The organism is Streptomyces sp. CB01201 (assembly GCF_002803085.1).
Taxonomy (GTDB): Bacteria; Actinomycetota; Actinomycetes; order Streptomycetales; family Streptomycetaceae; genus Streptomyces; species Streptomyces hundungensis.
Map to the genome: position 1 here is coordinate 180,284 of NZ_NNBJ01000011.1, position 26,092 is coordinate 206,375.

19 protein-coding genes are annotated in these 26,092 nt (G+C 69.7%); 9 read left to right on the forward strand and 10 right to left on the reverse strand.

Going from position 1 to position 26,092, the window contains the following annotated elements; translation table 11 throughout:
- Positions 1-22: 22 nt before the first annotated feature.
- The 7 genes from CG740_RS22665 to CG740_RS22695 form a co-directional block, all read right to left on the reverse strand.
- Positions 23-1,006, reverse strand: coding sequence for a PAC2 family protein (locus CG740_RS22665; RefSeq protein ID WP_100577065.1), 984 nt, complete (start codon positions 1,004-1,006; stop codon positions 23-25).
- A 309-nt stretch (positions 1,007-1,315) separates the two neighbouring features.
- A complete protein-coding gene (locus CG740_RS22670) occupies positions 1,316-1,984 on the reverse strand; it encodes a FadR/GntR family transcriptional regulator (protein ID WP_100577066.1) in 669 nt (222 codons plus the stop codon).
- A gap of 65 nt (positions 1,985-2,049) precedes the next feature.
- Positions 2,050-3,108: an LLM class flavin-dependent oxidoreductase gene (locus CG740_RS22675; protein WP_100577067.1), complete on the reverse strand. Its 1,059-nt coding sequence runs from the start codon at positions 3,106-3,108 to the stop codon at positions 2,050-2,052.
- A 119-nt stretch (positions 3,109-3,227) separates the two neighbouring features.
- On the reverse strand, positions 3,228-4,856 hold the full coding sequence (locus CG740_RS22680) for a glycerol-3-phosphate dehydrogenase/oxidase (RefSeq protein WP_100577068.1): 1,629 nt from the start codon (positions 4,854-4,856) through the stop codon (positions 3,228-3,230).
- Between the two features lie 6 nt (positions 4,857-4,862).
- Positions 4,863-6,389 (reverse strand): glycerol kinase GlpK, encoded by a 1,527-nt coding sequence (glpK, locus tag CG740_RS22685; protein WP_100577069.1) that lies wholly within the window; start codon positions 6,387-6,389, stop codon positions 4,863-4,865.
- 46 nt (positions 6,390-6,435) lie between these two features.
- A complete protein-coding gene (locus CG740_RS22690) occupies positions 6,436-7,218 on the reverse strand; it encodes an MIP/aquaporin family protein (protein WP_100577070.1) in 783 nt (260 codons plus the stop codon).
- 392 nt (positions 7,219-7,610) lie between these two features.
- The gene (locus CG740_RS22695) at positions 7,611-8,375 is read right to left on the reverse strand and encodes an IclR family transcriptional regulator (RefSeq protein WP_100577071.1); all 765 of its coding nucleotides are present in this window, start codon (positions 8,373-8,375) and stop codon (positions 7,611-7,613) included.
- Positions 8,376-8,663: 288 nt separating this feature from the next.
- Between CG740_RS22695 and metH the strand changes: the two genes are divergently transcribed.
- The 4 genes from metH (at position 8,664) to CG740_RS22715 (ending at position 16,759) form a co-directional block, all read left to right on the forward strand.
- The gene (gene metH, locus CG740_RS22700; protein ID WP_100577072.1) at positions 8,664-12,173 is read left to right on the forward strand and encodes a methionine synthase; all 3,510 of its coding nucleotides are present in this window, start codon (positions 8,664-8,666) and stop codon (positions 12,171-12,173) included.
- A gap of 130 nt (positions 12,174-12,303) precedes the next feature.
- Positions 12,304-13,005, forward strand: coding sequence for an HAD family hydrolase (locus tag CG740_RS22705; RefSeq protein ID WP_100577073.1), 702 nt, complete (start codon positions 12,304-12,306; stop codon positions 13,003-13,005).
- 489 nt (positions 13,006-13,494) lie between these two features.
- Positions 13,495-15,096 (forward strand): ABC transporter substrate-binding protein, encoded by a 1,602-nt coding sequence (locus CG740_RS22710; RefSeq protein WP_100577074.1) that lies wholly within the window; start codon positions 13,495-13,497, stop codon positions 15,094-15,096.
- A gap of 70 nt (positions 15,097-15,166) precedes the next feature.
- Positions 15,167-16,759: an ABC transporter substrate-binding protein gene (locus CG740_RS22715; protein ID WP_100577401.1), complete on the forward strand. Its 1,593-nt coding sequence runs from the start codon at positions 15,167-15,169 to the stop codon at positions 16,757-16,759.
- 283 nt (positions 16,760-17,042) lie between these two features.
- Here the strand turns inward: CG740_RS22715 and CG740_RS22720 are convergent, their stop codons facing one another.
- Both CG740_RS22720 and CG740_RS22725 read right to left on the reverse strand, forming a co-directional pair.
- The gene (locus CG740_RS22720; protein ID WP_100577075.1) at positions 17,043-17,714 is read right to left on the reverse strand and encodes a response regulator; all 672 of its coding nucleotides are present in this window, start codon (positions 17,712-17,714) and stop codon (positions 17,043-17,045) included.
- A 127-nt stretch (positions 17,715-17,841) separates the two neighbouring features.
- Positions 17,842-18,699 (reverse strand): RecB family exonuclease, encoded by an 858-nt coding sequence (locus CG740_RS22725; RefSeq protein WP_229892868.1) that lies wholly within the window; start codon positions 18,697-18,699, stop codon positions 17,842-17,844.
- Positions 18,700-18,877: 178 nt separating this feature from the next.
- On the opposite strand from CG740_RS22725, the gene CG740_RS22730 reads away from it, so the two are divergent.
- The 3 genes from CG740_RS22730 to CG740_RS22740 all read left to right on the forward strand — a co-directional run bounded on the left by CG740_RS22730 (position 18,878) and on the right by CG740_RS22740 (position 21,871).
- Complete coding sequence (locus tag CG740_RS22730; protein ID WP_100577077.1) at positions 18,878-20,137, forward strand: site-2 protease family protein; 1,260 nt, start codon at positions 18,878-18,880, stop codon at positions 20,135-20,137.
- 82 nt (positions 20,138-20,219) lie between these two features.
- Complete coding sequence (locus CG740_RS22735; protein WP_100577078.1) at positions 20,220-21,107, forward strand: tRNA (adenine-N1)-methyltransferase; 888 nt, start codon at positions 20,220-20,222, stop codon at positions 21,105-21,107.
- 185 nt (positions 21,108-21,292) lie between these two features.
- Positions 21,293-21,871, forward strand: coding sequence for a hypothetical protein (locus CG740_RS22740; protein ID WP_100577079.1), 579 nt, complete (start codon positions 21,293-21,295; stop codon positions 21,869-21,871).
- 71 nt (positions 21,872-21,942) lie between these two features.
- Here the strand turns inward: CG740_RS22740 and CG740_RS22745 are convergent, their stop codons facing one another.
- Positions 21,943-22,221, reverse strand: a complete 279-nt coding sequence (locus CG740_RS22745) for a ferredoxin (RefSeq protein ID WP_100577080.1) — start codon at positions 22,219-22,221, stop codon at positions 21,943-21,945.
- A gap of 240 nt (positions 22,222-22,461) precedes the next feature.
- Here CG740_RS22745 and arc point away from each other — a divergent pair, with 240 nt between their 5' ends.
- Positions 22,462-24,228 (forward strand): proteasome ATPase, encoded by a 1,767-nt coding sequence (gene arc / locus CG740_RS22750; protein WP_100577081.1) that lies wholly within the window; start codon positions 22,462-22,464, stop codon positions 24,226-24,228.
- A 234-nt stretch (positions 24,229-24,462) separates the two neighbouring features.
- Positions 24,463-25,974, forward strand: a complete 1,512-nt coding sequence (dop, locus tag CG740_RS22755) for a depupylase/deamidase Dop (protein WP_100577082.1) — start codon at positions 24,463-24,465, stop codon at positions 25,972-25,974.
- Positions 25,975-26,092 lie beyond the last annotated feature (118 nt).

The following is a 26,092-nucleotide window of genomic DNA, read 5'->3' on the forward strand; positions in this document are numbered from 1 at the left end:
CCGGGGCCACCCGGCGGGCCCCCTACTCCTCGGGGCTCTCCTCGCCGGGCTCGTCGGTCTTCGGGGGTTTCGGCGGCCGGGTGCGGCCGCTGGAGGTGTCCCGCAGATAGGACCCGTCCGCCTCGGTGGCGTGACCGCCCGCGGTGGCCTGGCCGGGGCCGGGGCCGCCGTCCCGCCTGCGCAGGTACCGCTCGAACTCGCGGGCGATGGCCTCGCCGGACGCCTCGGGCAGGTCCGCGGTGTCCCGCGCCTCCTCCAGGGTCTGGACGTACTCGGCCACCTCGCTGTCCTCGGCGGCCAGTTGGTCCACGCCGAGCTGCCAGGCCCGGGCGTCCTCGGCGAGCTCGCCGAGCGGGATGCGCAGGTCGATGAGGTCTTCGAGGCGGTTGAGCAGGGCGAGTGTGGCCTTCGGGTTGGGCGGCTGGGACACGTAGTGCGGCACGGCGGCCCACAGGCTGACCGCCGGGACGCCGGCGTGCGTGCAGGCCTCCTGGAGGATGCCGACGATGCCCGTGGGGCCCTCGTAGCGGGTCTCCTCCAGATCCATGGTCCGCGCCAGGTCCGGGTCGGAGGTCACGCCGCTGACCGGCACCGGCCGGGTGTGCGGGGTGTCGCCGAGCAGCGCGCCCAGGACCACCACCATCTCGACGCCCAGCTCATGGGCGAAGCCCAGGATCTCGTTGCAGAACGACCGCCAGCGCATGGACGGCTCGATGCCGCGCACGAGGACCAGATCGCGCGGCTTGTCGCCGCCGACCCGGACCACGGAGAGCCGGGTGGTGGGCCATGTGATCTTGCGGACCCCGCCGTCCAGCCACACGGTGGGCCGGTTGACCTGGAAGTCGTAGTAGTCCTCCGCGTCCAGCGCGGCGAAGACCTCGCCCTTCCAGACCCCGTCCAGGTGCGCGACAGCGGAGGAGGCGGCATCGCCCGCGTCGTTCCAGCCCTCGAACGCGGCGATCATGACCGGGTCGACCAGCTCGGGAACGCCCTCCAGCTCGATCACCCAGTGCCTCCCTCCGAAGTTCCCTTGCGTACATCCCAACCTTACGGCTTCAGACCTACCCAGCCGCAGCCCCCGTGCACGGTCCGGCACTGCCGGGAGTGACACGGGAATGAAGGTGGGGCAGGCGGGGCAGCGGTGTGTTCCGGTGCGGATTCATCCGAGCTGTGGAGCGCGCTCCGGGGGAGTATGGACGGCACCTGCGGCGTGGCGGGGATATACGTCCGATCTCCGACAGAGATCCGATGTTCGCACCGACATTCCCGTGAACGTTTCTGCGGACGTTCGTCCAAGGGTTCATCCGGCCGTTGATCAGGACGCCCCGACCTGGTCCTCCACGCTCGCGATGTGGACCGTGGCCCAGGCCCGGGCCGCCTCGGCGTCCCGGGCCCGCAGCGCCGTCAGGATCGCCCGGTGTTCGCGCTGTGCGCGGCCGACCGCGTCCTTTTCGACCAGGCCCCGCCAGCTACGGGCCCGGGTGGCCGGCCCGGAGAGACCGTCCAGCAGGGAGCAGAGCACCGCGTTCCCCGCCCCCGCCGCGATCCCCCGGTGGAACGCGAGGTCCGCCGACACCAGCTCGTCCACCGAGGAGGCTTCCTCCAGCGCGTCCAACCGCGTCGACAGCGAATCGAGTTCGGCCTCGGTGAGCCGGGTTGCGGCCAGCGCCGCCGCGGCCGGCTCCAGAATGCGGCGTACCGCGAGGAACTCCAGGACCGTGTCGTCCCGGTGGACGTCCACGACGAAGCCCATCGCCTCCAGGAGCAGCTGCGGGTCCAGACTGGTGACGTAGGTGCCGTCCCCCTGGCGGACGTCCAGGATCCGGATCAGGGACAGCGCCCGCACCGCCTCCCGCAGGGAGTTGCGGGACAGGCCCAGCTCGGCCGCGAGTTCGCTCTCCTTGGGGAGCCGGTCGCCCGGCCGCAGCGCGCCGGAGACGATCATTGCCTTGATCTTCTCGATGGCCTCGTCGGTGACAGCCATGGGGCGACCTCCATACATCCGATGTATCGAGCCCCAGTATGCGCGCGCCGCGCCGCCTCCGGTGCTCACTCCCACAGAGTGCTCGGCGCCTCCTTCCGCACCACCGGCGCGATCTCCTCCGCGAACCGCGCAAGCGTCTCGGTCTGTTCGGCGGTCGAGAGCCCGAACCCGTCGACCGTCACGGACTGGAGGTCGTGCCCGTACGCCTCGTGGAAGCCGAGGATCTTGTCGATGATCTGCTGCGGGGAGCCGATGAGCGCCGGGCCGTCGGCGATGGCGTCCTCGATGGTGCGGAACGGGGTGTTGTAGCCCGCCTTCCCCTCCAGGTGCGGCTTGAAGGACTGCCGCACGCGCGCCTCGTACACCTCCCGGTAGCGCGAGACCGCCTGCTCGGCGGTGTCGGCGATCAGCAGGCCGCCCGAGCCGGCCGCGACATGGGCCCGCGCCGGGTCGTGCCCGTACTCCTCGAACTTCTCCCGGTAGTGGGCGATGAGCCCGCGGTACGCGGCGCGCGGCTGGATCGCGTTGGCCGTGAACAGCGGGTCGCCGTGCCGGGCCGCGAGTTCGGGGGAGTTGAGGGAGGTCGCCGAGCCGTGCCAGATCCGCGGCACCCCGGCGTACGGCCGCGGCACGGTCGTGACGTCGCGCAGCGGCGGACGGAACTCGCCCTCCCAGTCGACGCCCTCCTCGCTCCACAGCCGGCGCAGCAGCTCGTACTTCTCCCGCTGGAGGTCCCACTGGCGGGCCTCGTCGAGCCCGAACAGATCGAAGTGGCCGGCCTCCGCGCCCTTCCCGATGACCAGCTCGATCCGGCCGCGCGATATCTGGTCGAGCGTCGCGTAGTCCTCGGCGACCCGCACCGGGTCGAGGATCGCGACCACGGTCACGCCGGTGAGCAGCCGGATGCGCCGGGTGCGGGCGGCCAGCGCACCCAGCAGCACGGTCGGGCTGGACGAGAGGAACGCGCCGGCGTGCCGCTCGCCGATGGCGTACGCGTCGAAGCCGAGCCGTTCGGCTGCCTCACCGACCTCCAGCACCTGCGCCAACCGGTCGGCGGCGGAGGGGAGTTCACCCGTCAGGGGATGGGGGGCATGGCCGACGATGGAAAGCACCTGGAACTTCATGCCTCCACTCTCGCCGCGCCGTGTTGCGGCCGGATGTACGGCGTATGGCAGCGGTCACGGGGACGCCGGAGGGGCGGCCCCTTCCGGGAGCCGCCCCTCCGGCGTGAGTTGACGTACCGTCAGTTCTGCTTCTTCAGCAGGTCGTCCACCTTGCCCCGGATCTCGTCCGTGGCCAGACCCCGGATCGTCAGGGTCGTACGGCGGCGCAGCACGTCGTCCGCGGTCTCGGCCCACTCGTGGTCGCGGGCGTAGGCGACCTGGGCCCAGATCTCCGGGGCGTCCGGGTGGATGCGCTCGGCGAGGGCCGCGTCCTCGTTGGCCAGGCGCGCGATGTCGAAGGACAGCGAACCGTAGTGCGTGGCCAGGTGCTTGGCCGTGTCGGCCGCCATGCTCGCACCGGGTGCCTGGGCGTCCACCATCAGGCGGTGGGCGACGGCACGCGGGTTGGCGATGCCGGGCAGCGGCATCTTGCCGGGCAGCTCGGAGATGGGCTCGAAGTCGTTGCCGAGCGGGTGGCCGGGCAGCTGCTCCAGCTTCTTCATCACCGTGCGGCCGATGTGGCGGAACGTGGTCCACTTGCCGCCGGCCACCGACAGCATGCCGCCGCGGCCCTCGGTGACGACCGTCTCGCGCTTGGCCTTCGAGGTGTCGCCGGGCCCGCCGGGCAGCACGCGCAGACCCGCGAAGGAGTACGTGATCAGATCGCGGGACAGCTGCTGGTCGCGGATCGAGAACGCGGCCTCGTCGAGGATCTGCGCGGTGTCCGCCTCGGTGACCGCGACGTCCGCCGGGTCGCCCTCGAACTCCTCGTCGGTGGTGCCGAGCAGGAGCATGTCCTCCCACGGCAGCGCGAACGTGATGCGGTACTTGTCGATGGGGGTCGCCAGCGCCGCCTTCCAGGGGGCGGTGCGCTTGAGGACCAGGTGCGCGCCCTTCGACAGGCGTATGGAGGGAGCCGAGGCCGGGTCCTCCATCTTGCGCAGGTGGTCGACCCAGGGGCCGGTCGCGTTGAGCACGAGCCGGGCGTCGACGCCGAACTCCTCGCCGTCCATGCGGTCCTTGAGGTCCGCACCCGTCACCCGGCCCTTGGTGAAGCGCAGCCCGGTGACCTCGGCGTGGTTGAGCACGACCGCGCCGGCCTCGACGGCGGCCCGGACCGTCATCAGGGCCATGCGGGCGTCGTTCATCTGGTCGTCGCCGTACACGGCCACGGCCTTCAGGTTCTCCGTGCGCAGCTCGGGCACGTCGGCCGACGCCTTGGCGGGGGAGAGCAGGTGGCCGACGCCGTCGCCGAAGGCGGACAGCGCCGAGTAGGCGAAGACGCCCGCGCCCAGCTTGGCGGCGCCGTGCGGGCCGCCCTTGTACACGGGCAGGTAGAACGTGAGCGGGTTGGCGAGGTGCGGGGCCACCTGACGGGACACCGCACGCCGCTCGAAGTGGTTCTCCGCGACGAGCTTCACCGCGCCGGTCTGCAAGTAGCGCAGACCGCCGTGGAGCAGCTTGGAGGAGGCGGAGGAGGTGGCGCCGGCGAAGTCGCCGGCGTCCACCAGGGCCACCCGCAGACCGGACTGCGCGGCGTGCCAGGCGGTGGAGATGCCCAGGATGCCGCCGCCGATGACCAGGAGGTCGTACGTCGCCTTGGACAGTTGCTCCCGGGTCTCGGCACGGCTCACTGCCTTGAAGGAAGACACGGGGGAGCCGGAAGCCGGATGCGTCCCGAGGGCAGGGACGCTCTGCAGGGTGGTCATGTCGAATTACTCCTCGTCCTCGATCCAGCCCATGGTCCGCTCTACGGCCTTGAGCCAGCTCTTGTACTCGCTGTCGCGCCTGTCCGCGTCCATGCGAGGGGTCCATTCCGCCGCCCGGCGCCAGTTGGCGCGCAGCGCGTCGGTGTCCGGCCAGAAGCCGACGGCCAGGCCGGCGGCGTAGGCGGCGCCGAGGCAGGTGGTCTCGGCGACCATCGGACGCACGACCGGCGCGTCCAGGAAGTCCGAGAGGGTCTGCATCAGCAGGTTGTTGGAGGTCATGCCGCCGTCGACCTTCAGCGCGGTCAGCTCGACGCCGGAGTCCTTCGTCATGGCGTCGCTGATCTCGCGGGTCTGCCAGGCGGTGGCCTCCAGGACGGCGCGCGCGATGTGCGCCTTGGTGACGTACCGGGTCAGACCGGCGATCACGCCGCGGGCGTCGGGGCGCCAGTACGGGGCGAACAGGCCGGAGAAGGCCGGCACGAAGTAGGCGCCGCCGTTGTCCTCGACGGAGGAGGCGAGCGTCTCGATCTCGGCGGCGGTCTTGATCATGCCCATCTGGTCGCGCATCCACTGGACGAGCGAGCCGGTGACGGCGATGGAGCCTTCGAGCGCGTAGACCGGCTTCTGGTCGCCGATCTGGTAACCGACCGTCGTCAGCAGGCCGTTGTAGGAGTTGACGGGCTTGTCACCGGTGTTCATCAGCATGAAGGTGCCGGTGCCGTAGGTGGACTTGGCCTCGCCCTCGGAGAAGCAGGTCTGGCCGAACAGCGCCGCCTGCTGGTCGCCGAGCGCGGACGCGACGGGGATGCCGTCCAGGACGCCGCCCTTGGCGTGCCCGTACACCTCGGCGGAGGAGCGGATCTCGGGCAGCACGGCCGCCGGGATGTCCATGGAGTGCAGGATCTTCTCGTCCCACGCCATGTCGTGCAGGTTCATCAGGAGCGTGCGCGAGGCGTTGGTGACGTCGGTGACGTGCACACCGCCGTCGGTGCCGCCGGTCAGGTTCCAGATGACCCAGGAATCCATGGTGCCGAAGAGGATGTCGCCCCGCTCGGCGCGCTCGCGCAGCCCCTCGACGTTGTCGAGCAGCCAGCGCACCTTCGGGCCCGCGAAGTAGGAGGCGAGCGGCAGACCGGTCTGGCGGCGGAAGCGGTCCTGGCCGACGTTGCGGCCGAGCTCGCGGCAGAGCGCGTCGGTCCGGGTGTCCTGCCAGACCAGCGCGTTGTGCACGGGCTCGCCGGTGTTCTTGTCCCACATCAGCGTGGTCTCACGCTGGTTGGTGATGCCGATCGCCTTGACGTCGGCGGCGGTGATGCCCGCCTTCTCGATCGCGCCGGCCACGACCTCCTGGACGTTGGTCCAGATCTCGTTGGCGTCGTGCTCGACCCAGCCCGGCTTCGGGAAGATCTGCTCGTGCTCCTTCTGCTCGACCGAGACGATCCGGCCGTCCTTGTCGAAGACGATGCAGCGGCTGGAGGTGGTGCCCTGGTCGATGGCCGCGATGAAGGGGCCGGTGGAGTGGATGTCGCTCATGGGTGCTCCTGGAAAAGTCCGAAGGGGGGCGTCGCGTCGTGTCTCGTCAGGCGAAGGCGATGTTGTAGAGGCCACCGGCGATCGCGCCGCCGATCAGCGGGCCGACGACCGGGATCCACGCGTAGCTCCAGTCCGAGCCGCCCTTGTTGGGCAGCGGAAGCAGGGAGTGCACGATGCGCGGGCCGAGGTCACGGACCGGGTTGATGGCGTAGCCGGTCGGGCCACCGATCGAGAGGCCGATGCCGACCACGACGAGCGCGGTGATGAGGACACCGATCACACCGAGGCCCTTGCCGTCGCCGTTCAGGCCCTGGGTCAGGATCGCGAGCACCAGGACGAACGTGGCGATGATCTCCGTGACGAGGTTCTGCACCACGTTGCGGATCTCCGGACCGGTCGAGAAGACACCGAGCACGGGGCCCGCCGCGTTCTCACGGGCCTCGACGGACTTGCCCTCGCCCTCGCCGACGATCTCGGGGTCGGTCAGATGGGCGTGGAACTGGCCGTAGTAGGCGAGCCACACGAGCACCGCGCCGATCATGGCGCCGAGGATCTGTCCGCCGAGGTACACGGGGACGTCGCTCCACTTGGTGCCGCCCTCGATCGCGAGACCCAGGGTCACCGCGGGGTTGAGGTGGGCGCCCGAGAGCGGGGCCGAGATGTAGGCGCCGGTCAGCACCGCGAAGCCCCACCCGAAGGTGATCGCGAGCCAGCCGGCGTTACGGGCCTTCGAACGCTTCAGGGTGACGGCGGCACACACGCCACCGCCCAGCAGGATCAGTATGGCGGTACCGATGGTCTCGCCGATGAAGATGTCGTGGCTGGACATCCGCGACTCCTTTGTCCTTCGTCCAGGGGGGAAACCCCAACAGGCAGAGCACCGGGTCCCTCCGGTGTTCCGCGCCCTCAAGGTTGAGAGCTGCCGGCCCTTGGCGTTGTCACACTCTAACTCGTATTGCCGGTAGGTGTTCGACAATGCCGACCGCTGAACGGCAGTTTTGCCCTCGGGTTAACTGCACGTCAATACTTGTGTGACTGGAATCCCGATCGTTACCAGGTGGTACGAACCACCAAACGCCGACCCGGGCCCAGGGGCAACTTGAGGTGCTCGCGCAGGCCCCGGACGGGGCTCGTCGGCGGTGCGGCACCGGGGCGGGCCCTCCGGGTCGTGCGGGGGCCGGCAGTGCGTCGTGCGGCCCACCGGGCGCCCCGGGGGAGGCGCTAGAAGCGCCCGGCGCCCAGGTCGCGCGAGACCGCGCGGGCGCAGTCGCGTACCGCGGCCACCAGGTCCGGCCGCACCTCGCCCTCCTTGCAGACGCGCTCCACCGCGCCCGTGACGCCCACCGCGCCGACCGGCATCCTGCGGCGGTCGTGGATCGGGGCGGCCACCGAGGCGACGCCCACCCAGGTCTCCTCGACGTCCGCGCCCCAGCCGCGCGCCCGGGTCAGCGCCAGCAGCTCCTCGAAACCGTCGGCCGAGGTGACCGTGCGCGGCGTGAACGCCTCGTGCGCGTTGTCCACGGCCTCGGTGTGCGCCACCGGGTCGTACGCGGAGAGCACCTTGCCCAGCGCCGTGGAGTGCAGCGGCTGCATGGCGCCCACCTCCAGCACCTGGCGGCTGTCGTCGGGCCGGAAGACGTGGTGCATGATCAGCACGCCCTGCTGGTGCAGCACCCCCACGTACACGCTCTCGCCACTGGACCGCGCCAGGTCGTCCGTCCACACCAGGGCGCGGGCCCGCAGCTCATGGACGTCCAGATAGCTGTTGCCCAGGCGCAGCAGCTCGGCGCCCAGCTGGTAGCGGCCGGAGGCCGGGTCCTGCTCCACGAAGCCCTCGGCCTGAAGGGTGCGCAGGATTCCGTGCGCGGTGCCCTTGGCCAGGCCCAGCGAGGAGGCCACGTCGGACAGGCCGAGCCGCCGCTCGCCCCCCGCGAGCAGCCGCAGCATGGCCGCCGCCCGTTCGAGCGACTGGATGTTGCGCGCCATCGCGCTCCCTCCCTTTCGGCACTGCTGAACCGGCTGCCGCTTCTCGCGCGGCCGGTTCCGACATGACTGGTTCGACAATGCTGAACAGTATCGGCCGTTGTCGACCTCGTGTCACCGTGGCCGCTGCCCCTCCCGCCCGTTCGGGACGGGTGCGCGCGGGCCGCTCCCGAACGTCCGCCCCCTGATACACCCGCGCGCGGCCCGGGGCCGCCCGGTTAGGCTGGCCGCGTGCGCCCTCCTGCCGGACGGCGCAAAGCCGACAGCCGTCGCACTCCAGGGAGTACATCCATGGCCTCGTTGCCGACCCCTTCCGCTGACAGCCGGACCCGAATCGACGCCCTCCGTGAGGCGCTCGCCACCCGGGTGGTGGTGGCCGACGGTGCGATGGGCACGATGCTTCAGGCGCAGGATCCCACCCTGGAGGACTTCCAGGACCTTGAGGGCTGCAACGAGGTCCTGAACGTGACCCGCCCCGACATCGTGCGCACGGTCCACGAGGCCTACTTCGCGGTCGGTGTGGACTGTGTGGAGACCAATACCTTCGGCGCCAACCACACGGCGATGAGCGAGTACGACATCCCCGAGCGGGTGCACGAGCTGTCGGAGGCGGGCGCCCGCATCGCCCGCGAGGTGGCCGACGAGTTCACCGCTTCCACCGGGCAGCAGCGCTGGGTGCTCGGCTCCATCGGCCCCGGCACCAAGCTGCCGACCCTGGGCCACATCGGCTACCCCACGCTGCGCGACGGCTTCCAGGCGAACGCCGAGGGCCTGATCGCGGGCGGCGCGGACGCCCTGATCGTCGAGACCACCCAGGACCTGCTCCAGACCAAGTCCGCGATCCTCGGCGCCCGCCGCGCCATGGCGGCGGCCGGCGTCGACATGCCCCTCGTCGTCTCCCTCGCCTTCGAGACGACCGGCACGATGCTGCTCGGCTCCGAGATCGGCGCGGCGCTGACCGCGCTCGAACCCCTCGGCGTGGACATGATCGGCCTGAACTGCTCGACCGGCCCCGCCGAGATGAGCGAGCACCTGCGCTATCTGACCCGGCACTCGCGGATCCCGCTGCTCTGCATGCCCAACGCCGGTCTGCCCGTCCTGACCAAGGACGGCGCCCACTTCCCGCTCGACCCCGAGGGCCTGGCGGACGCGCAGGAGAACTTCGTCCGCGACTACGGCCTGTCCCTGGTGGGCGGCTGCTGCGGTACGACCCCGGAGCACCTGCGGCAGGTCGTCGAGCGGGTGCGCGGCAGCGTGCCCGGCGAGCGGAACCCGCGCCCGGAGCCGGGCGCGGCCTCGCTCTACCAGACCGTGCCGTTCCGCCAGGACACCTCGTACCTGGCCATCGGCGAGCGCACGAACGCCAACGGCTCGAAGAAGTTTCGCGAGGCCATGCTGGAGGGCCGCTGGGACGACTGCGTGGAGATGGCCCGCGACCAGATCCGCGAGGGCGCCCACCTGCTCGACCTCTGCGTCGACTACGTGGGCCGCGACGGGGTGGCCGACATGGCCGAGCTGGCCGGCCGCTTCGCGACCGCCTCCACCCTGCCCATCGTGCTCGACTCGACCGAACTCCCGGTCATCCAGGCCGGGTTGGAGAAGCTGGGCGGGCGCGCGGTCATCAACTCCGTCAACTACGAGGACGGCGACGGACCCGAGTCGAGGTTCGCCAAGGTCACCAAGCTCGCCGTCGAGCACGGCGCCGCGCTGATCGCGCTGACCATCGACGAGGAGGGCCAGGCCCGCACCGTCGAGCACAAGGTCGCCATCGCCGAGCGGCTGATCGCGGACCTGACCGGGAACTGGGGGGTGCACGAGTCGGACATCCTCATCGACACCCTGACCTTCACCATCTGCACCGGCCAGGAGGAGTCGCGCGGCGACGGCATCGCCACCATCGGGGCGATCCGCGAGCTCAAGCGCCGCCACCCCGACGTGCAGACCACGCTCGGCCTGTCCAACATCTCCTTCGGCCTCAACCCCGCGGCCCGGGTCGTCCTCAACTCCGTGTTCCTCGACGAGTGCGTCAAGGCGGGCCTGGACTCGGCCATCGTGCACGCCTCCAAGATCCTGCCGATCGCGCGCCTGGAGGAGGAGCAGGTCAAGGTCGCCCTCGACCTGATCTACGACCGCCGCGCCGAGGGCTACGACCCCCTGCAAAAGCTCATGGAGCTCTTCGAGGGCGTCAACATGAAGTCGATGAAGGCCGGCAAGGCCGAGGAGCTCCTGGCGCTGCCGCTGGACGAGCGGCTCCAGCGCCGCATCATCGACGGCGAGAAGAACGGCCTGGAGGCCGACCTCGACGAGGCGCTCGGGACCACCCCCGCCCTCGACATCGTGAACAACACCCTGCTCGAAGGCATGAAGGTGGTCGGCGAGCTGTTCGGCTCCGGCCAGATGCAGCTGCCGTTCGTGCTCCAGTCCGCCGAGGTCATGAAGTCGGCGGTGGCCCATCTGGAGCCGCACATGGAGAAGTCGGACGCGGAGGGCAAGGGCACGATCGTGCTGGCCACCGTGCGCGGCGACGTCCACGACATCGGCAAGAACCTCGTCGACATCATCCTGTCCAACAACGGCTACAACGTCGTCAACCTCGGCATCAAGCAGCCCGTCTCCGCGATCCTGGAAGCCGCCGAGGAGCACCGCGCCGACGTCATCGGCATGTCCGGCCTCCTGGTCAAGTCGACCGTGATCATGAAGGAGAACCTGGAGGAGCTGAACCAGCGCAAGCTGGCGGCCGACTACCCGGTCATCCTCGGCGGCGCGGCCCTGACCCGGGCCTACGTCGAGCAGGACCTGCACGAGATCTACGAGGGCGAAGTCCGCTACGCCCGCGACGCGTTCGAGGGCCTGCGGCTCATGGACGCCCTGATCGGCGTCAAGCGCGGCGTGCCCGGAGCCGTACTGCCCGAGCTCAAGCAGCGCCGGGTGCCCAAGCGGGACACACCGGTCCTGGAGGCCGAGGAGCCCGAGGGCTCGGTGCGCTCGGACGTGGCCGTCGACAACCCGGTGCCCACCCCGCCGTTCTGGGGCACCCGCGTCGTCAAGGGCATCCCGCTCAAGGAGTACGCGTCCTGGCTGGACGAGGGCGCCCTCTTCAAGGGCCAGTGGGGTCTGAAGGAGGCCCGCAAGGGCGGGCCCAGCTACGAGGAGCTGGTGGAGACCGAGGGCCGTCCGCACCTGCGCGGCTGGCTCGACAAGCTGCACACCGAGGGCCTCCTGGAGGCGGCCGTCGTGCACGGCTACTTCCCGTGCGTGTCCAAGGGCGACGACCTGATCCTGCTCAACGAGGACGGCAGCGAGCGCACCCGCTTCACCTTCCCGCGCCAGCGCCGCGGCCGGCGCCTGTGCCTGGCGGACTTCTTCCGCCCGGAGGAGTCCGGCGAGGTGGACGTGGTCGGCCTCCAGGTCGTCACCGTCGGCTCCCGGATCGGCGAGGAGACGGCCAAGCTGTTCGAGGCCAACGCCTACCGCGACTACCTCGAACTGCACGGCCTGTCCGTCCAGTTGGCCGAGGCGCTCGCCGAGTACTGGCACGCGCGGGTGCGCTCCGAACTCGGCTTCGCGGGCGAGGACCCCGCCGAGGTGGAGGACATGTTCGCGCTCAAGTACCGCGGCGCGCGCTTCTCGCTCGGCTACGGGGCCTGCCCCGACCTGGAGGACCGCGCCAAGATCGCCGAGTTGCTGCAACCGGAGCGGATCGGCGTCCACCTCTCCGAGGAGTTCCAGCTCCACCCCGAGCAGTCCACCGACGCCATCGTCATCCACCACCCCGAAGCCAAGTACTTCAACGCCCGATGACCAAGCGCCCCGGTTAATTCAGCGCACGTTCAGCGGACCGGACGTACACTGGTCGGCCCAGTAAAAGGCCGGTCGCTTCTCCCCACTGGGGAAGGCGACCGGCCTTCTCGTCCCTTCAGGAGGTGTGCCGATGACCAGTACGGTCCCCACAGCCATGACTCTGACGGCCGAAGGCTCCGCGCTCCAGGCCGTCTTCCTCGACATGGACGGCACGCTCGTCGACACCGAGGGCTTCTGGTGGGACGCCGAGCGCGAGGCCTTCGCGGCCCTCGGGCACGTCCTGGACGAGTCGTGGCGGGACATCGTGGTGGGCGGGCCCATGACGCGCAGCGCGGGCTTCCTCATCGAGGCCACCGGCGCCGACATCACCCTGGCCGAGCTGACCGTACTGCTCAACGACCGCTTCGAGGCCCGGATCTCCCGTGGGGTGCCGCTGATGCCGGGCGCCGCCCGGCTGCTCGGCGAGCTGGCCGAGCACGGCATCCCCACCGCCCTCGTCTCCGCCTCGCACCGCCGCATCATCGACAAGATCGTGCACTCGCTCGGCCCGTCCCACTTCGCCCTGACCGTCGCCGGCGACGAAGTTCCCCGCACCAAGCCGCACCCCGACCCGTACCTGGTCGCGGCCCGCGGGCTCGGCGCCGACCCGGCCCGCTGCGCCGTCGTGGAGGACACCGCCACCGGCGTCGCCGCCGCCGAGGCGGCCGGCTGCCGGGTGGTCGCGGTGCCCTCCGTCGCCCCGATCGCCGCCGCCGAGGGCCGGGTCGTGGTCGGCTCGCTCGAAGAGGTCGACCTGGCTTTTCTCCGCACTTTGATCACACGCCTGAACTGATCTGTTCACCTAGCGTGTGCCGTTGAATACGGTAGAAACTCATCGCAGCCGCGCGTTCATTTTCCGTGACCTCCGAGATCGAATTCACGCCCCGTCAAAGAGGCCCACGGGGTGACGTTCGTCACCCGGCGGACGGCTCCCGACGGCCCCGTCCGGGCACTCCAGGGCCCCTGAGGGCGCCCTTGTGTCCCGATTGGTGATCCGGTGTACGAAACATTCCGGCACCTCGATATCGGTGGGCCGCTATTGGTGCGGACGGATTGATTCCCCGTGCACCAGAGCCAGTTCCAGCTTTACGGGCGGCGAGCACTAATCTCGTCCGAGAACTTCGCCGCATCCTCATCTGCCCCGCCGCACACCCAGTGGACGGGAAGCGCAGGTCCGATCGCACAAACCCGGCCCGATCGCCCCGCCCCGAACGGGCGGACGCGGCGGAGTGTCCCGTACAGAGCCGTACCCCAAAGTGCCGGACAAGGGAGATCGTCCAGGATGAACCGCAAGACTTTGGTGCTGCCGGCCGTAGTGGGCCTGCTCGCTCCCGTACTCGCCGCCTGCGGCGGATCGGAGAGCGGGGGAAGCGGCGGGAAGACCATCGTCGTGGGCACCACGGACCAGTTCGTGGCGACCAAGGACGCGCCTGCTCCCTTCGACCCGGCCCACGCCTACGAGACCGGCATCTGGAACGTGATGCGGCAGACCACGCAGTCGCTGGTCCACGTGCCGCGCGGCGGCGGTCTGCCCGTCCCGGACGCCGCCTCGGCGTGCAACTTCACCGACAAGGAGAACGAGAGCTACCGCTGCACCCTGCGCAGCGGGCTTGAGTTCGCCGACGGCACCAAGATGACCGCCAACGACGTGAAGTACTCGATCCAGCGCGTGCTCGACATCAAGGACGACAACGGCCCCTCCGGTCTCCTGGACAACATCGACACGATGGAGACCAAGGGCGACGCCGAGATCGTCTTCCACCTCAAGACGCCGGACGCCACCTTCCCGTACAAGCTCGCGACGCCCGCCGCGGGGATCGTGCAGAAGGACAAGTACCAGCCCAAGAAGCTCCGCGACGGCTTCGAGATGGACGGCTCCGGGCCGTACACGATGAAGGCGGACGTCAAGGGCGAGCAGGTCGAGAAGTTCACCTTCACCAAGAACCCGAACTACAAGGGCGATGTGAAGCTCGCGAACGACAAGGTCGAGCTGCGCTCCTTCCCGACCGCCGAGGCCATGGGCACCGCGCTCGCCAAGGGCGACATCGACCTGATGGCGCGCGCCATGACGCCCGGGCAGATCCAGCAGATGCAGGTCAGCCCGAGCAAGGACGTCAACCTGGTCGAGATGCCCGGCCTGGAGATCCGCTACCTCGCCTTCAACACCGACGACCCGTCGGTGAAGAACAAGGCGGTGCGCCAGGCGATGGCCCAGGCCATCGACCGCAACCAGCTGGTGAGCAAGGTGTACGGGCAGACCGCCGAGCCGCTCTACTCGCTGATCCCGACCTCGATCGCCGGTCACACCAACTCGTTCTTCAACAAGTACGGCGAGGCCAGCAAGGCCAAGGCGCAGAACATCCTGAAGAGCGCCAACATCTCGACGCCGGTCAAGCTCACCCTCAACTACACCAAGGACCACTACGGTTCGATCACCGAGGAGGAGTTCAAGAACCTCTCGGCGCAGCTGAACGCCACCGGCCTGTTCAGCACGACGATCCAGGGCACCGAGTGGTCCAAGTTCCGCCCCGCGCAGAAGAAGGGCGAGTACGCGGTCTACGGCCTCGGCTGGTTCCCCGACTTCCCGGACCCGGACAACTTCGTCGCCCCGTTCTTCGGCAAGGACAACTTCCTCAACACGCCGTACGTCAGCACCGACATCCGCAACACCCTGATCCCGCAGTCGCGGGTCGCCGCCGACCGCAACCAGGCGGCGAAGCCGTTCGAGCAGATCCAGGACATCGTCGCGAGCGACGTCCCGGTCATCCCGCTGTGGCAGGGCAAGCAGTACGTCGCGGCCCGCACCGACATCACCGGCACCGAGTGGGCCATCAACTCCTCGTCCGACCTACAGCTGTGGGAACTCGCGCGCGGCAAGAAGTAACGCAGGACCCGGGCGCGGTTCCTTGGCGCGCCCGGACATTTCCATCAGCAGGACTGTGAGGCACGTGCAGGTGAAGATACGAAACCGATGGCTGACCGCCCCGCTCGCGGCGGGGGTGGCAGCCGGTCTCGTGAGTGGCTGTGGGACGCAGCAGAGCGGCGGGGCCGCCTCCGGCGGCGGCGGTTCCGTGGTCATGGGGATGTCCGACGACATCCTGGCCACCGACCCGGCCTCCGGCTACGACCCGGGCTCGTGGCTGCTTTTCAACAACGTCTTCCAGTCCCTGCTCAGCTTCCCCAAGGGCAGCACGACGCCGCAGCCCGAGGCGGCGCAGAGCTGCGGCTTCGACCGGGGCGGCTCCACGGTCTACCGCTGCACCCTGCGGCCCGGGCTCAAGTTCAGCAACGGTGACCCGCTGACCTCCGCGGACGTCAAGTACTCCTTCGAGCGCGTGCTGAAGATCAACGACGCCAGCGGACCGGCGCCGATGCTCGTCACGCTCGGCAAGGTCGACACCCCGGACGCGAAGACGGTCGTCTTCCACCTCAAGGTCCCGGACGCCACCTTCCCGAGCAAGATCGCCTCGGGTGCCGGCTCGATCGTCGACCACAAGGAGTACCCGGCCGACAAGCTGCGCACCGACGGCAAGGCGGTGGGCTCCGGCGTCTACAAGCTGGACTCCTTCGGCGAGCAGCAGGCCGTCTTCTCGGTGAACTCCTCCTACGAGGGCACGGTCAAGGCCAAGAACTCCGGCCTGACCCTCAAGCTGTTCCACGGCGACCAGAAGGGCCTGGCCGCCGCCCTGAACAAGGGCGACATCGACCTCGCCTACCGAGGCCTCACGGCGAAGGACACGGCCGCGCTCCAGACCGCGGCGACCTCGGGCAAGCAGGGCATCAACGTCATCGAGGGCTCCAGCGCCGAGGTGCAGGACCTGGTCTTCAACATGAAGGACCCGGTCGCCGGCAAGCTCGGGGTACGCAAGGCCATCGCCTACCTCGTCGACCGCGAGGCCCTGGTCCGCGATGTGTACTCGTCCACGGCGACCCCGCTGTACTCGGTCGTCCCCAGCGGCATCACCGCCCACACCACGGCCCTGTTCGACCAGTACGGGGGCAGCCCCGACCCGGTCAAGGCGAAGGCGGCACTGCACTCGGCGGGCATCAGCGGCAAGGTGAAGCTGACCCTGTGGTCCACCCCGAGCCGCTACGGCCCGGCCACGGACGACGAGTTGAAGGCGATCGCGGGCCAGCTCAACGCGAGCGGCCTGTTCGACGCCGATGTGAAGTCGGTCGAGTTCAAGCAGTACGAGAAGGACATCGAGGCCGGCAAGTACGGCGTGTACGTGAAGGGCTGGATCCCGGACTATCCGGACCCGGACAACTTCACCCTGCCGTTCTTCGGCAAGGGCAACGTGCTGTCCAACAACTACACGAACAAGCAGATCACCGACGAGATCCTGCCGGCGACCGCCGCCACCGCCGACCGCGCCGCGACCGAGGGCGAGTTCGCCAAGCTCCAGGACATCGTGGCCGACGAACTCCCGGTCCTCCCGCTGTGGCAGGGCAAGCAGTACGCGGTCGCCCGCACCGGCATCACCGGCCTGGAGTGGACCCTGGACGCGTCAACGGTCTTCCGCTTCTGGGAAATCAAGAAGGGCTGAGGCGGCCTGCCCCGCCGGGGGCGCGGGGCAGCGGCATCGGCTGCCCCGCCGCGCGGTCGCGCGGGCAGCTGTCGTCAGCCTCGCCCAGGGGTGCGGGGCTGTGTCATGTGCGGCTCTGCCGCGTGGGCGCGACGGTGGCTGCTGTCAGCCCCGCCAAGGGGCGCGAGGAACTGCGCGACCAGCCACGTACAACCTGCGGTGGACGCACAGAGGAAGCCCCTCCGGCGTTTTGAGGAGCCGGGGTCGAGGGGCGGAGCCCCGGTGCCTCGGGGAGCCACCCCCCTCACTGTGCGCCGGGCCGAACCAACCCACTCTCGTACGCGTAGACCGCCGCCTGCACCCGGTCCCGCAGCCCCAGCTTCGTCAGCACATGCCCCACATGCGTCTTGACGGTGGTCTCGCTGACGAACAGATCCGCCGCGATCTCCGCGTTGGACAGCCCGCGGGCGACCAGCTTCAGGACCTCGACCTCGCGGTCGGTCAGCGTGTGCAACGTGTCCGGCACCGGCTCCTCGCCGGACGGCAGATGGTCGGCGTACTTGTCGAGCAGCCGCCGTGTGATCGACGGTGCCAGCATCGCCTCGCCGGCCGCGACCACCCGGATCGCCTGCACCAGTTCATGGGCGGGCGCGTCCTTCAGGAGGAAGCCGCTGGCCCCCGCCTTGAGCGCCTCCACCACATACTCGTCCAGGTCGAACGTGGTCAGGACCAGCACCTTCGCCGGGCCGTCCTTGCCGGGCCCGCTGATCTGCCGGGTCGCCTCCACCCCGTCCATGCGGGGCATCCGGATGTCCATGAGGACCACATCGGGCTGGAGCGCCCGCACCTGATCGAGCGCCTGGAGACCGTCACCGGCCTCACCGACCACCGCGATGTCCTGCTCGGCTTCCAGGATCATGCGGAAGCCGGTGCGCAGCAGCGGCTGGTCGTCGACCAGTAGGACGCGGATCGCCACGGGTACTCCTCATCAGATTGCTGGACCGGGCCCATTCTGCCCTGCTCACCGATGCCGGACACGGCCGGGCGGGGACCCCCGGCGGACGCCGGCCCGGGAGCACCCGGGCCGGCGTCCGCAGCGCGACTCAGCCTGCCGACTCCGAAGCCACCGTGATGGACAGCGGGTATACCGGGGGAGTCCCACCGAATTCCGGACAGACCGCCTGATGGTCGCACCAGCCGCACAGCTTCGTGGGCCGCGGCCGCCAGTCGCCCGTCTCGGTGGCGAGCCGGATCGCCTCCCACAGCGCGAGCAGCTTCCGCTCCACCTGCACCAGGTCCGCCTCGACCGGGTCGTACGTCAGCACATCACCGCTGCCCAGGTACACCAGCTGGAGCCGGCGCGGCACGACCTGCTTGAGGCGCCACACCACCAGCGCGTAGAACTTCATCTGGAAGAGCGCGCCCTCCGCGTACTGCGGCCTGGGTGCCTTGCCCGTCTTGTAGTCGACGATGCGCACCTCGCCGGTCGGCGCCACATCCACCCGGTCGATGACCCCGCGCAGCCGCAGCCCCGACTCCAGCTCCGTCTCGACGAAGAACTCCCGCTCCACCGGCTCCAGGCGCGTGGGGTCCTCCAGCGAGAACCAGCGCTCCACCAGCCGCTCGGCCTCGCCCAGCCACTGCGCCAGCCGCTCGCCCTCGGCATCCTCCGCGAACAGCTCCGTGAGCTCCGGCTTCGATTCGAGCAGCCGGTCCCACTGGCCCGGGATCATCGACTTGGCGCGCGGCGCGGTGCGCTCGGCCGCCGGATCGTCGAAGAGCCGCTCCAGAACGGCGTGCACCAGGGTGCCGCGCGTGGCGGCCTCGCTCGGCTTCTCGGGCAGCCGGTCGATCACCCGGAACCGGTAGAGCAGCGGGCACTGCATGAAGTCGTTCGCACGCGACGGCGACAGCGACGTCGGCTGCTGTGCGGCCGCGGCCCCACCGGTACTCGTACTCATGACACAGACCCTACGACCCGCCACTGACAGCGAGCGGAATACCATCGACGACAGGCGCCCTCACCCTGCATGATCGTGACATCGCACCATGCAGCGAACATTCGGCGGACGAAGTGAGTCCGGCCGGGGCCCCGGGTCAGGTTCCCCGGAGCAGGCATCGTACCGACGAAGGGAACCCGTGGAAGACAGCGGCGAGAGCGGCGAGAGCGGACGGCCGCAGTCCGGCGCGGCGGGCAAGAGCCCCCGAGGCGGTGGTCCGGGCAACGGCAAGCAGCCGCGCCCCGGCCCCGGCGGGGGGATCCTGATGGGCCGCCCCTTCGGCGTGCCCGTCTACGTCGCCCCCAGCTGGTTCCTGGTCGCGGCCCTCATCACCTGGGTCTTCGGCGGCCAGCTCGACCGGGTCCTGCCCGAACTCGGCGCGGCCCGCTACCTCGTGTCGCTCTTCTTCGCCGTGGCCTTCTACGCCTCGGTCCTGGTCCACGAACTCGCCCACACCGTCGCGGCCCTCCGCTTCCAGCTGCCCGTGCGCCGCATCCAGCTCCAGTTCTTCGGCGGCGTCTCCGAGATCGAGAAGGAGACCGAGACCCCCGGCCGCGAATTCGTCCTCGCCTTCGTCGGCCCGCTGCTCTCGCTCGTCCTGTCCGGCGTCTTCTACCTCGGCATGAAGACCGTCGAACCCGGCACCGTCCCCGGCGTGCTGCTGGCCGGCCTGATGGTCTCCAACCTCATCGTGGCCGGATTCAACCTGCTGCCGGGCCTGCCCCTCGACGGCGGCCGCATGCTCCGCGCCGTCGTGTGGAAGCTCACCGGCAAGCCCATGAGCGGCACCATCGCCGCCGCCTGGGTCGGCCGGGCGCTCGCCGTCACCGTCCTCATCGGACTGCCCCTGCTCACCCAGACCGGGGCGCTCGGCAACTCGCCCGACCAGGTCAGCGGCATGGACACCGTCACCGACGCGCTGCTCGCCGCCATCCTCGCCGCGATCATCTGGACCGGCGCGGGCAACAGTCTGCGCATGGCCCGGCTGCGCGAGCACCTCCCCGAACTGCGGGCCCGCACCCTGACCCGGCGCGCCGTCCCCGTCGAGTCCACCACCCCGCTCTCCGAGGCACTGCGCCGCGCCAACGAGGCCGGCGCCCGCGCCCTGGTCGTCGTCGACGGGCACGGCGACCCCACCGCCCTGGTCCGCGAGGCCGCCATCGTCGGCGTCCCCGAACACCGCCGCCCCTGGGTCGCCGTCAGCGGCCTCGCCCAGGACCTCACCGACGGCATGCGCGTCCCCGCCGAACTCGCCGGGGAACCGCTCCTGGACCTCCTGCGCGCCACGCCCGCGACCGAGTACCTCGTCATCGAGGAGACCGGGGAGATCTACGGAGTGCTCTCCGCGGCCGACGTGGAAAAGGCCTTCGTCGCGGCCATGGCACGCCCCGGCTCCTAGCACCCGGGCACGGCCCGGCCCCCGGCACCACGGCCCGGCCGCCGTGGCGTTCGAGACCTGGAACGGCCGGTACTCTGGTCGTATGTCCGAACCGACCGGTGCCGCCCGCCGTCGCGGGCCCTTCAAGGTCGGGGACCAGGTCCAGCTCACCGACCCCAAGGGACGCCACTACACGTTCACGCTCGAAGCCGGGAAGAATTTCCACACCCACAAGGGTTCCTTCCCGCACGACGAGCTGATCGGTGCTCCCGAGGGCAGTGTTGTCCGTACCACGGGAAACGTCGCCTACCTCGCGCTGCGCCCCCTGCTCCCCGACTTCGTCCTGTCCATGCCCCGCGGCGCCGCCGTGGTCTACCCCAAGGACGCGGGGCAGATCCTGGCCTTCGCCGACATCTTCGCCGGCGCCCGCGTCGTCGAGGCCGGCGTCGGCTCGGGCTCGCTGAGCGCCTTCCTGCTGCGCGCCATCGGCGACCACGGAATGCTGCACTCCTACGAGCGCCGCGAGGACTTCGCCGAGATCGCCACGCAGAACGTGGAGCGCTACTTCGGCGGACCGCACCCCGCCTGGCAGCTCACCGTGGGCGACCTCCAGGACAACCTGTCGGACACCGAGGTCGACCGTGTCATCCTCGACATGCTCGCGCCCTGGGAGTGCCTGGACGCCGTCTCCAAGGCGCTCGTCCCCGGCGGCATCCTGTGCTGCTACGTGGCCACCACCACCCAGCTCTCGCGCACCGTCGAGTCCATCCGCGAGATCGGCTGCTTCGCCGAGCCGCAGCCGTGGGAGTCGATGATCCGCAACTGGCACGTCGAGGGCCTGGCCGTACGCCCCGACCACCGGATGATCGGCCACACCGGCTTCCTGGTGACCGCCCGCCGCCTCGCGGACGGCGTGGAACCCCCGATGCGCCGCCGCCGCCCCGCCAAGGGCGCGTACGGCGACGACTACGAGGGCCCCAACAAGGACTGACGACCGTCCTGGGGCCAGGCCTCGTACAACGAACCGGCGCCGCCGCCGAGTTCCCGGACCGACACGGGAACTCGGCGGCGGCGCCTTTACGTTGAGCCTGATGCCCCGGTATTCCGCCCACCTGTGACGTGTGGCACGATGCTGGCCACCCCCACCCGCACCGCCCTCCACAGGAGACCTCCCGCGTGCAGAATGCCGCCGTCCCTGAGCTCGCGCACACCCACGCCCGCCCCGTGCACTGGATCGCCACCGCCGCCGCGATGGCCGCCGTGGTCGCCCTCGCCGGCCTCCTGACGCCCGACGCGGCCAAGGCCTCCGGCGCCCCGGACAAGCGGGACCCACAGCTCACGACGGCGGCGGCGCCCGACCCGGGCGCGGTGACGTTCCCTCTGGACTGCGGGCCCCTGGGCTCGGTGGTCGAGAAGAAGGCCTCGGGCGACCTCGACGGCGACGGCGTACCGGAGACCGTGGCGGTCGTCCACTGCCGGGCCGGCGCCGGCACCCCGCCCAGCGGCGTCTACGTCCTGACGCGGCCGGCGGCCGGCGGAGCCCCGCCCCGCGTGGTGGCCACGCTCGTCGACCCCAGGAGCAAGCAGACCGTCACCGACTTCGCGATACGCGGCGGCACAGTGGCGGCGACCCTGCTCGGCTACTCGTCCGACGACGTGCCGCGGTACGAGCCCGACGTGCGCCAGGAAGTCAAGTGGCGCTGGCAGGGCGGGAAGTTCGTCCGCTCCACCGGCGCCGACGCGCTGGGCATCTGAACCCCCGCGTGGAAGGGGCGGAGGAAGCGGATGAAGCGGGCCGGCCCGCGTAGCCGCCGGTCACCCCGCGCTCACTCCGCGTCCGGCCCGTAGACCTCGACGCTGTCCGAAACCCGACGTACGTGAATGCAGTCGCCCGGGCACTCCTTCGCGGAGTCCACGACGTCCTGGAGGAGCGGCAGCGGCACCGGCGTGGTGGCCCTGGGCGTCTGCAACAACTCGTCGTCGGCGCTCTTCACATATGCGAGCCCGTCGATATCCAGCTCGAAGACCTCGGGCGCGTACTGGACGCAGATGCCGTCGCCGGTGCACAGGTCCTGGTCGATCCAGACTTCGAGAGCCTCGTTCATGTCCCTGCCGTTCCTGCGCGAGTGAATCAATCGGTGCCAGCCCTGACGGGTGTTGACCCCATCGACGATAACAACCGCCCGCTTTCCGATGTTGTTGGGTGGGTATCCCCCTGACGTGAGGGAGAGCGCAAGGGTGAAGATCGGACACACCCCAGAGTCTTTGTGATCTAGGGGTTTCAATCACCACCAGCCCAGGTAGGGTCAGGAAGCGTCCAGCTCCCCTTGGAGGAGGTGAGGACCGTGGCAGCCCACGACGACGACATCAACCGCGGCATCCGGCCCGGGCGGGGGTCTGAGGACCCAGCCGGCCAGGTTGCCTATCTAGAGCAGGAAATCGCCGTCCTGCGACGCAAGCTCGCCGACTCGCCGCGTCATACGAGGATTCTCGAAGAGCGGATCGTCGAGTTGCAGACCAGTCTGGCGGGCGTGTCCGCGCAGAACGAGCGGCTCGCCAACACCCTCCGTGAGGCCCGCGACCAGATCGTGGCCCTCAAGGAGGAGGTCGACCGGCTCGCACAGCCGCCGGCCGGCTTCGGTGTCTTCCTGCAGTCCAACGAGGACGGCACCGCCGACATCTTCACCGGGGGCCGCAAGCTCCGGGTGAACGTCAGCCCCAGCGTCGAACTCGACGACCTGAGGCGCGGCCAGGAAGTCATGCTCAACGAGGCGCTCAACGTGGTCGAGGCCATGGAGTTCGAGCGCGCCGGGGACATCGTCACCCTCAAGGAGATCCTGGAGGACGGCGAGCGCGCCCTGGTGGTCGGGCACACCGACGAGGAACGGGTGGTGAGGCTCGCCGAGCCCCTCCTGGACATCACCATCCGCCCCGGCGATGCGCTCCTGCTGGAACCCAGGTCCGGTTACGTCTACGAAGTGGTCCCCAAGAGCGAGGTCGAGGAACTCGTCCTCGAAGAGGTCCCGGACGTCGACTACGACAAGATCGGCGGTCTGGGCAACCAGATCGAGCTGATCCGCGACGCGGTCGAACTGCCCTACCTCTACCCCGACCTCTTCAAGGAGCACGAACTGCGGCCGCCGAAGGGCATCCTGCTCTACGGCCCGCCGGGATGCGGCAAGACGCTGATCGCCAAGGCGGTCGCCAACTCCCTTGCCAAGAAGGTCGCCGAGGTGACCGGCCAGCCCGCGGGGAAGAGCTACTTCCTCAACATCAAGGGCCCCGAGCTCCTCAACAAGTACGTCGGTGAGACCGAGCGGCACATCCGCCTCGTCTTCCAGCGTGCCCGGGAGAAGGCGAGCGAGGGCACCCCCGTCATCGTCTTCTTCGACGAGATGGAATCGCTCTTCCGCACCCGCGGATCCGGCGTCAGCTCGGACGTGGAGAACACCATCGTCCCCCAGCTGCTCGCCGAGATCGACGGCGTGGAGGGCCTGGAGAACGTCATCGTCATCGGCGCCTCCAACCGCGAGGACATGATCGACCCCGCGATCCTGCGCCCAGGCCGACTCGATGTGAAGATCAAGATCGAGCGTCCGGACGCGGAGGCGGCGAAGGACATCTTCGCCAAGTACCTCAGGTCCTCGCTGCCGCTGCACGCCGACGACCTCGCCGAGCACGGCGGCGACAAGGACGGCACCACCCACGCGATGATCCAGTCCGTGGTGGAGCAGATGTACGCGGAATCCGAGGAGAACCGCTTCCTCGAAGTCACGTACGCCAACGGCGACAAGGAAGTCCTGTACTTCAAGGACTTCAACTCCGGCGCCATGATCCAGAACATCGTGGACCGGGCCAAGAAGATGGCCATCAAGGCCTTCCTCGACCAGAACCAGAAGGGTCTCCGGATCTCCCACCTCCTCCAGGCCTGCGTGGACGAGTTCAAGGAGAACGAGGACCTGCCGAACACCACCAACCCGGACGACTGGGCCCGGATTTCCGGAAAGAAGGGCGAGCGGATCGTATTCATCCGCACCCTTGTCACCGGAAAGCAGGGCGCGGACACCGGACGTTCCATCGACACGGTGGCCAACACCGGTCAGTACCTGTAAAAGGCAGGCCGGCTGCGGGTGCCCGGGCGGGCATCCGCAGCCGACTGCTTTTCAGGCCACCAACAGAGCAAGAGCAATGACGGAATTGATCTCCCCACCAGCGCAAAGGCGTTCTAGGCTCTTCGGTACCGCCGAGTCGCGCAGTGCGGGGACGGGCACCGCACACGCACCGGAACACCAGCGGTACTTGAGCGCCGCTCCCGCGGGGGAGCGCCGCCGGGCAAGGAGGGCCGCATGACCGTACGGCGAGTAATGGGCATCGAGACGGAGTACGGGATCTCCGTCCCCGGCCACCCCAACGCCAATGCCATGCTCACCTCGTCCCAGATCGTCAACGCCTACGCGGCGGCGATGCACCGGGCGCGCCGCGCCCGCTGGGACTTCGAGGAGGAGAACCCGCTGCGGGACGCCCGCGGCTTCGACCTCGCCCGCGAGGCCGCCGACTCCAGCCAGCTCACCGACGAGGACATCGGCCTCGCCAACGTCATCCTCACCAACGGGGCGCGCCTCTACGTCGACCACGCCCACCCCGAGTACAGCTCGCCGGAGGTCACCAACCCCCGGGACGCGGTCCTGTGGGACAAGGCCGGCGAGCGCATCATGGCCGAGGCCGCCGAGCGCGCGGCCCAACTGCCCGGCGCCCAGCCGATCCACCTCTACAAGAACAACACCGACAACAAGGGCGCCTCGTACGGCACGCACGAGAACTACCTGATGAAGCGGGAGACCGCCTTCTCGGACATCGTGCGCCACCTGACCCCGTTCTTCGTCTCGCGCCAGGTCATCACCGGCGCCGGACGCGTCGGCATCGGCCAGGACGGCCATGAGCACGGCTTCCAGATCAGCCAGCGGGCCGACTACTTCGAGGTCGAGGTCGGCCTGGAGACGACCCTCAAGCGCCCGATCATCAACACCCGCGACGAACCGCACGCGGACGCCGAGAAATACCGCCGCCTGCACGTCATCATCGGCGACGCCAACCTGTCGGAGATCTCGACCTACCTCAAGCTGGGCACCACCTCCCTGGTCCTGTCCATGATCGAGGACGGCTTCATCAACGTCGACCTGGCCGTGGACCAGCCGGTCCGCACCCTCCACCAGGTCTCGCACGACCCCACCCTGCGACAGCTGGTCACCCTGCGCAGCGGCCGCACGCTGACGGCCGTCCAGCTCCAGATGGAGTACTTCGAGCTGGCGCGCAAATACGTCGAGGAGCGGTTCGGGGCGGACGCCGACGAGCAGACCAAGGACGTCCTGGTCCGCTGGGAGGACGTCCTGAACCGCCTGGAGAACGACCCGATGAGCCTCTCGGGAGAGCTCGACTGGATCGCCAAGCGCGAGCTGATGGAGGGCTACCGGCGCCGGGACGGCCTGGACTGGGACGCGGCCCGGCTGCACCTGGTGGACCTCCAGTACGCGGACGTGCGGCCCGAGAAGGGCCTGTACAACCGTCTGGTGGCCCGCGGCAAGATGAAGCGCCTCTTGGACGACCCCGGCATCCTGCGGGCCCAGACGCAGCCGCCGGAGGACACCAGGGCCTACTTCCGCGGCCGCTGCCTGGAGCAGTACGCGGACGACGTCGCGGCGGCGTCCTGGGACTCGGTGATCTTCGATCTCCCGGGCCGGGACTCGTTGCAGCGGGTGCCAACCCTGGAACCCCTTCGCGGAACGCGTAATCACGTGAAGGCGCTGCTCGACCGGTGCCGGACCGCCGAAGATCTGGTGCGGGTGCTCTCGGGCGGCTGAAAGACCGCAGGTGTGGGAAACACAGTGGTAGGCCCCGTACGTTCCAGAAACCGCGGGGCCGATGTCGGACCCTGCTTGTAGGGTCTGATCAAGGACATCGAACCGAGCGGGGTGAGGT

What these genes read in the sequence shown, in the direction of transcription:
- CG740_RS22670 (WP_100577066.1), bottom strand. Translation starts at nt 1,984, where the DNA reads ATGGCTGTCACCGACGAGGCCATCGAGAAGATCAAGGCAATGATCGTC.
- CG740_RS22675 (WP_100577067.1), bottom strand. Translation starts at nt 3,108, where the DNA reads ATGAAGTTCCAGGTGCTTTCCATCGTCGGCCATGCCCCCCATCCCCTG.
- CG740_RS22680 (WP_100577068.1), bottom strand. Translation starts at nt 4,856, where the DNA reads ATGACCACCCTGCAGAGCGTCCCTGCCCTCGGGACGCATCCGGCTTCC.
- glpK (WP_100577069.1), bottom strand. Translation starts at nt 6,389, where the DNA reads ATGAGCGACATCCACTCCACCGGCCCCTTCATCGCGGCCATCGACCAG.
- CG740_RS22690 (WP_100577070.1), bottom strand. Translation starts at nt 7,218, where the DNA reads ATGTCCAGCCACGACATCTTCATCGGCGAGACCATCGGTACCGCCATA.
- CG740_RS22695 (WP_100577071.1), bottom strand. Translation starts at nt 8,375, where the DNA reads ATGGCGCGCAACATCCAGTCGCTCGAACGGGCGGCGGCCATGCTGCGG.
- metH (WP_100577072.1), top strand. Translation starts at nt 8,664, where the DNA reads ATGGCCTCGTTGCCGACCCCTTCCGCTGACAGCCGGACCCGAATCGAC.
- CG740_RS22705 (WP_100577073.1), top strand. Translation starts at nt 12,304, where the DNA reads ATGACCAGTACGGTCCCCACAGCCATGACTCTGACGGCCGAAGGCTCC.
- CG740_RS22710 (WP_100577074.1), top strand. Translation starts at nt 13,495, where the DNA reads ATGAACCGCAAGACTTTGGTGCTGCCGGCCGTAGTGGGCCTGCTCGCT.
- CG740_RS22725 (WP_229892868.1), bottom strand. Translation starts at nt 18,699, where the DNA reads ATGAGTACGAGTACCGGTGGGGCCGCGGCCGCACAGCAGCCGACGTCG.
- CG740_RS22735 (WP_100577078.1), top strand. Translation starts at nt 20,220, where the DNA reads ATGTCCGAACCGACCGGTGCCGCCCGCCGTCGCGGGCCCTTCAAGGTC.
- CG740_RS22745 (WP_100577080.1), bottom strand. Translation starts at nt 22,221, where the DNA reads ATGAACGAGGCTCTCGAAGTCTGGATCGACCAGGACCTGTGCACCGGC.
- dop (WP_100577082.1), top strand. Translation starts at nt 24,463, where the DNA reads ATGACCGTACGGCGAGTAATGGGCATCGAGACGGAGTACGGGATCTCC.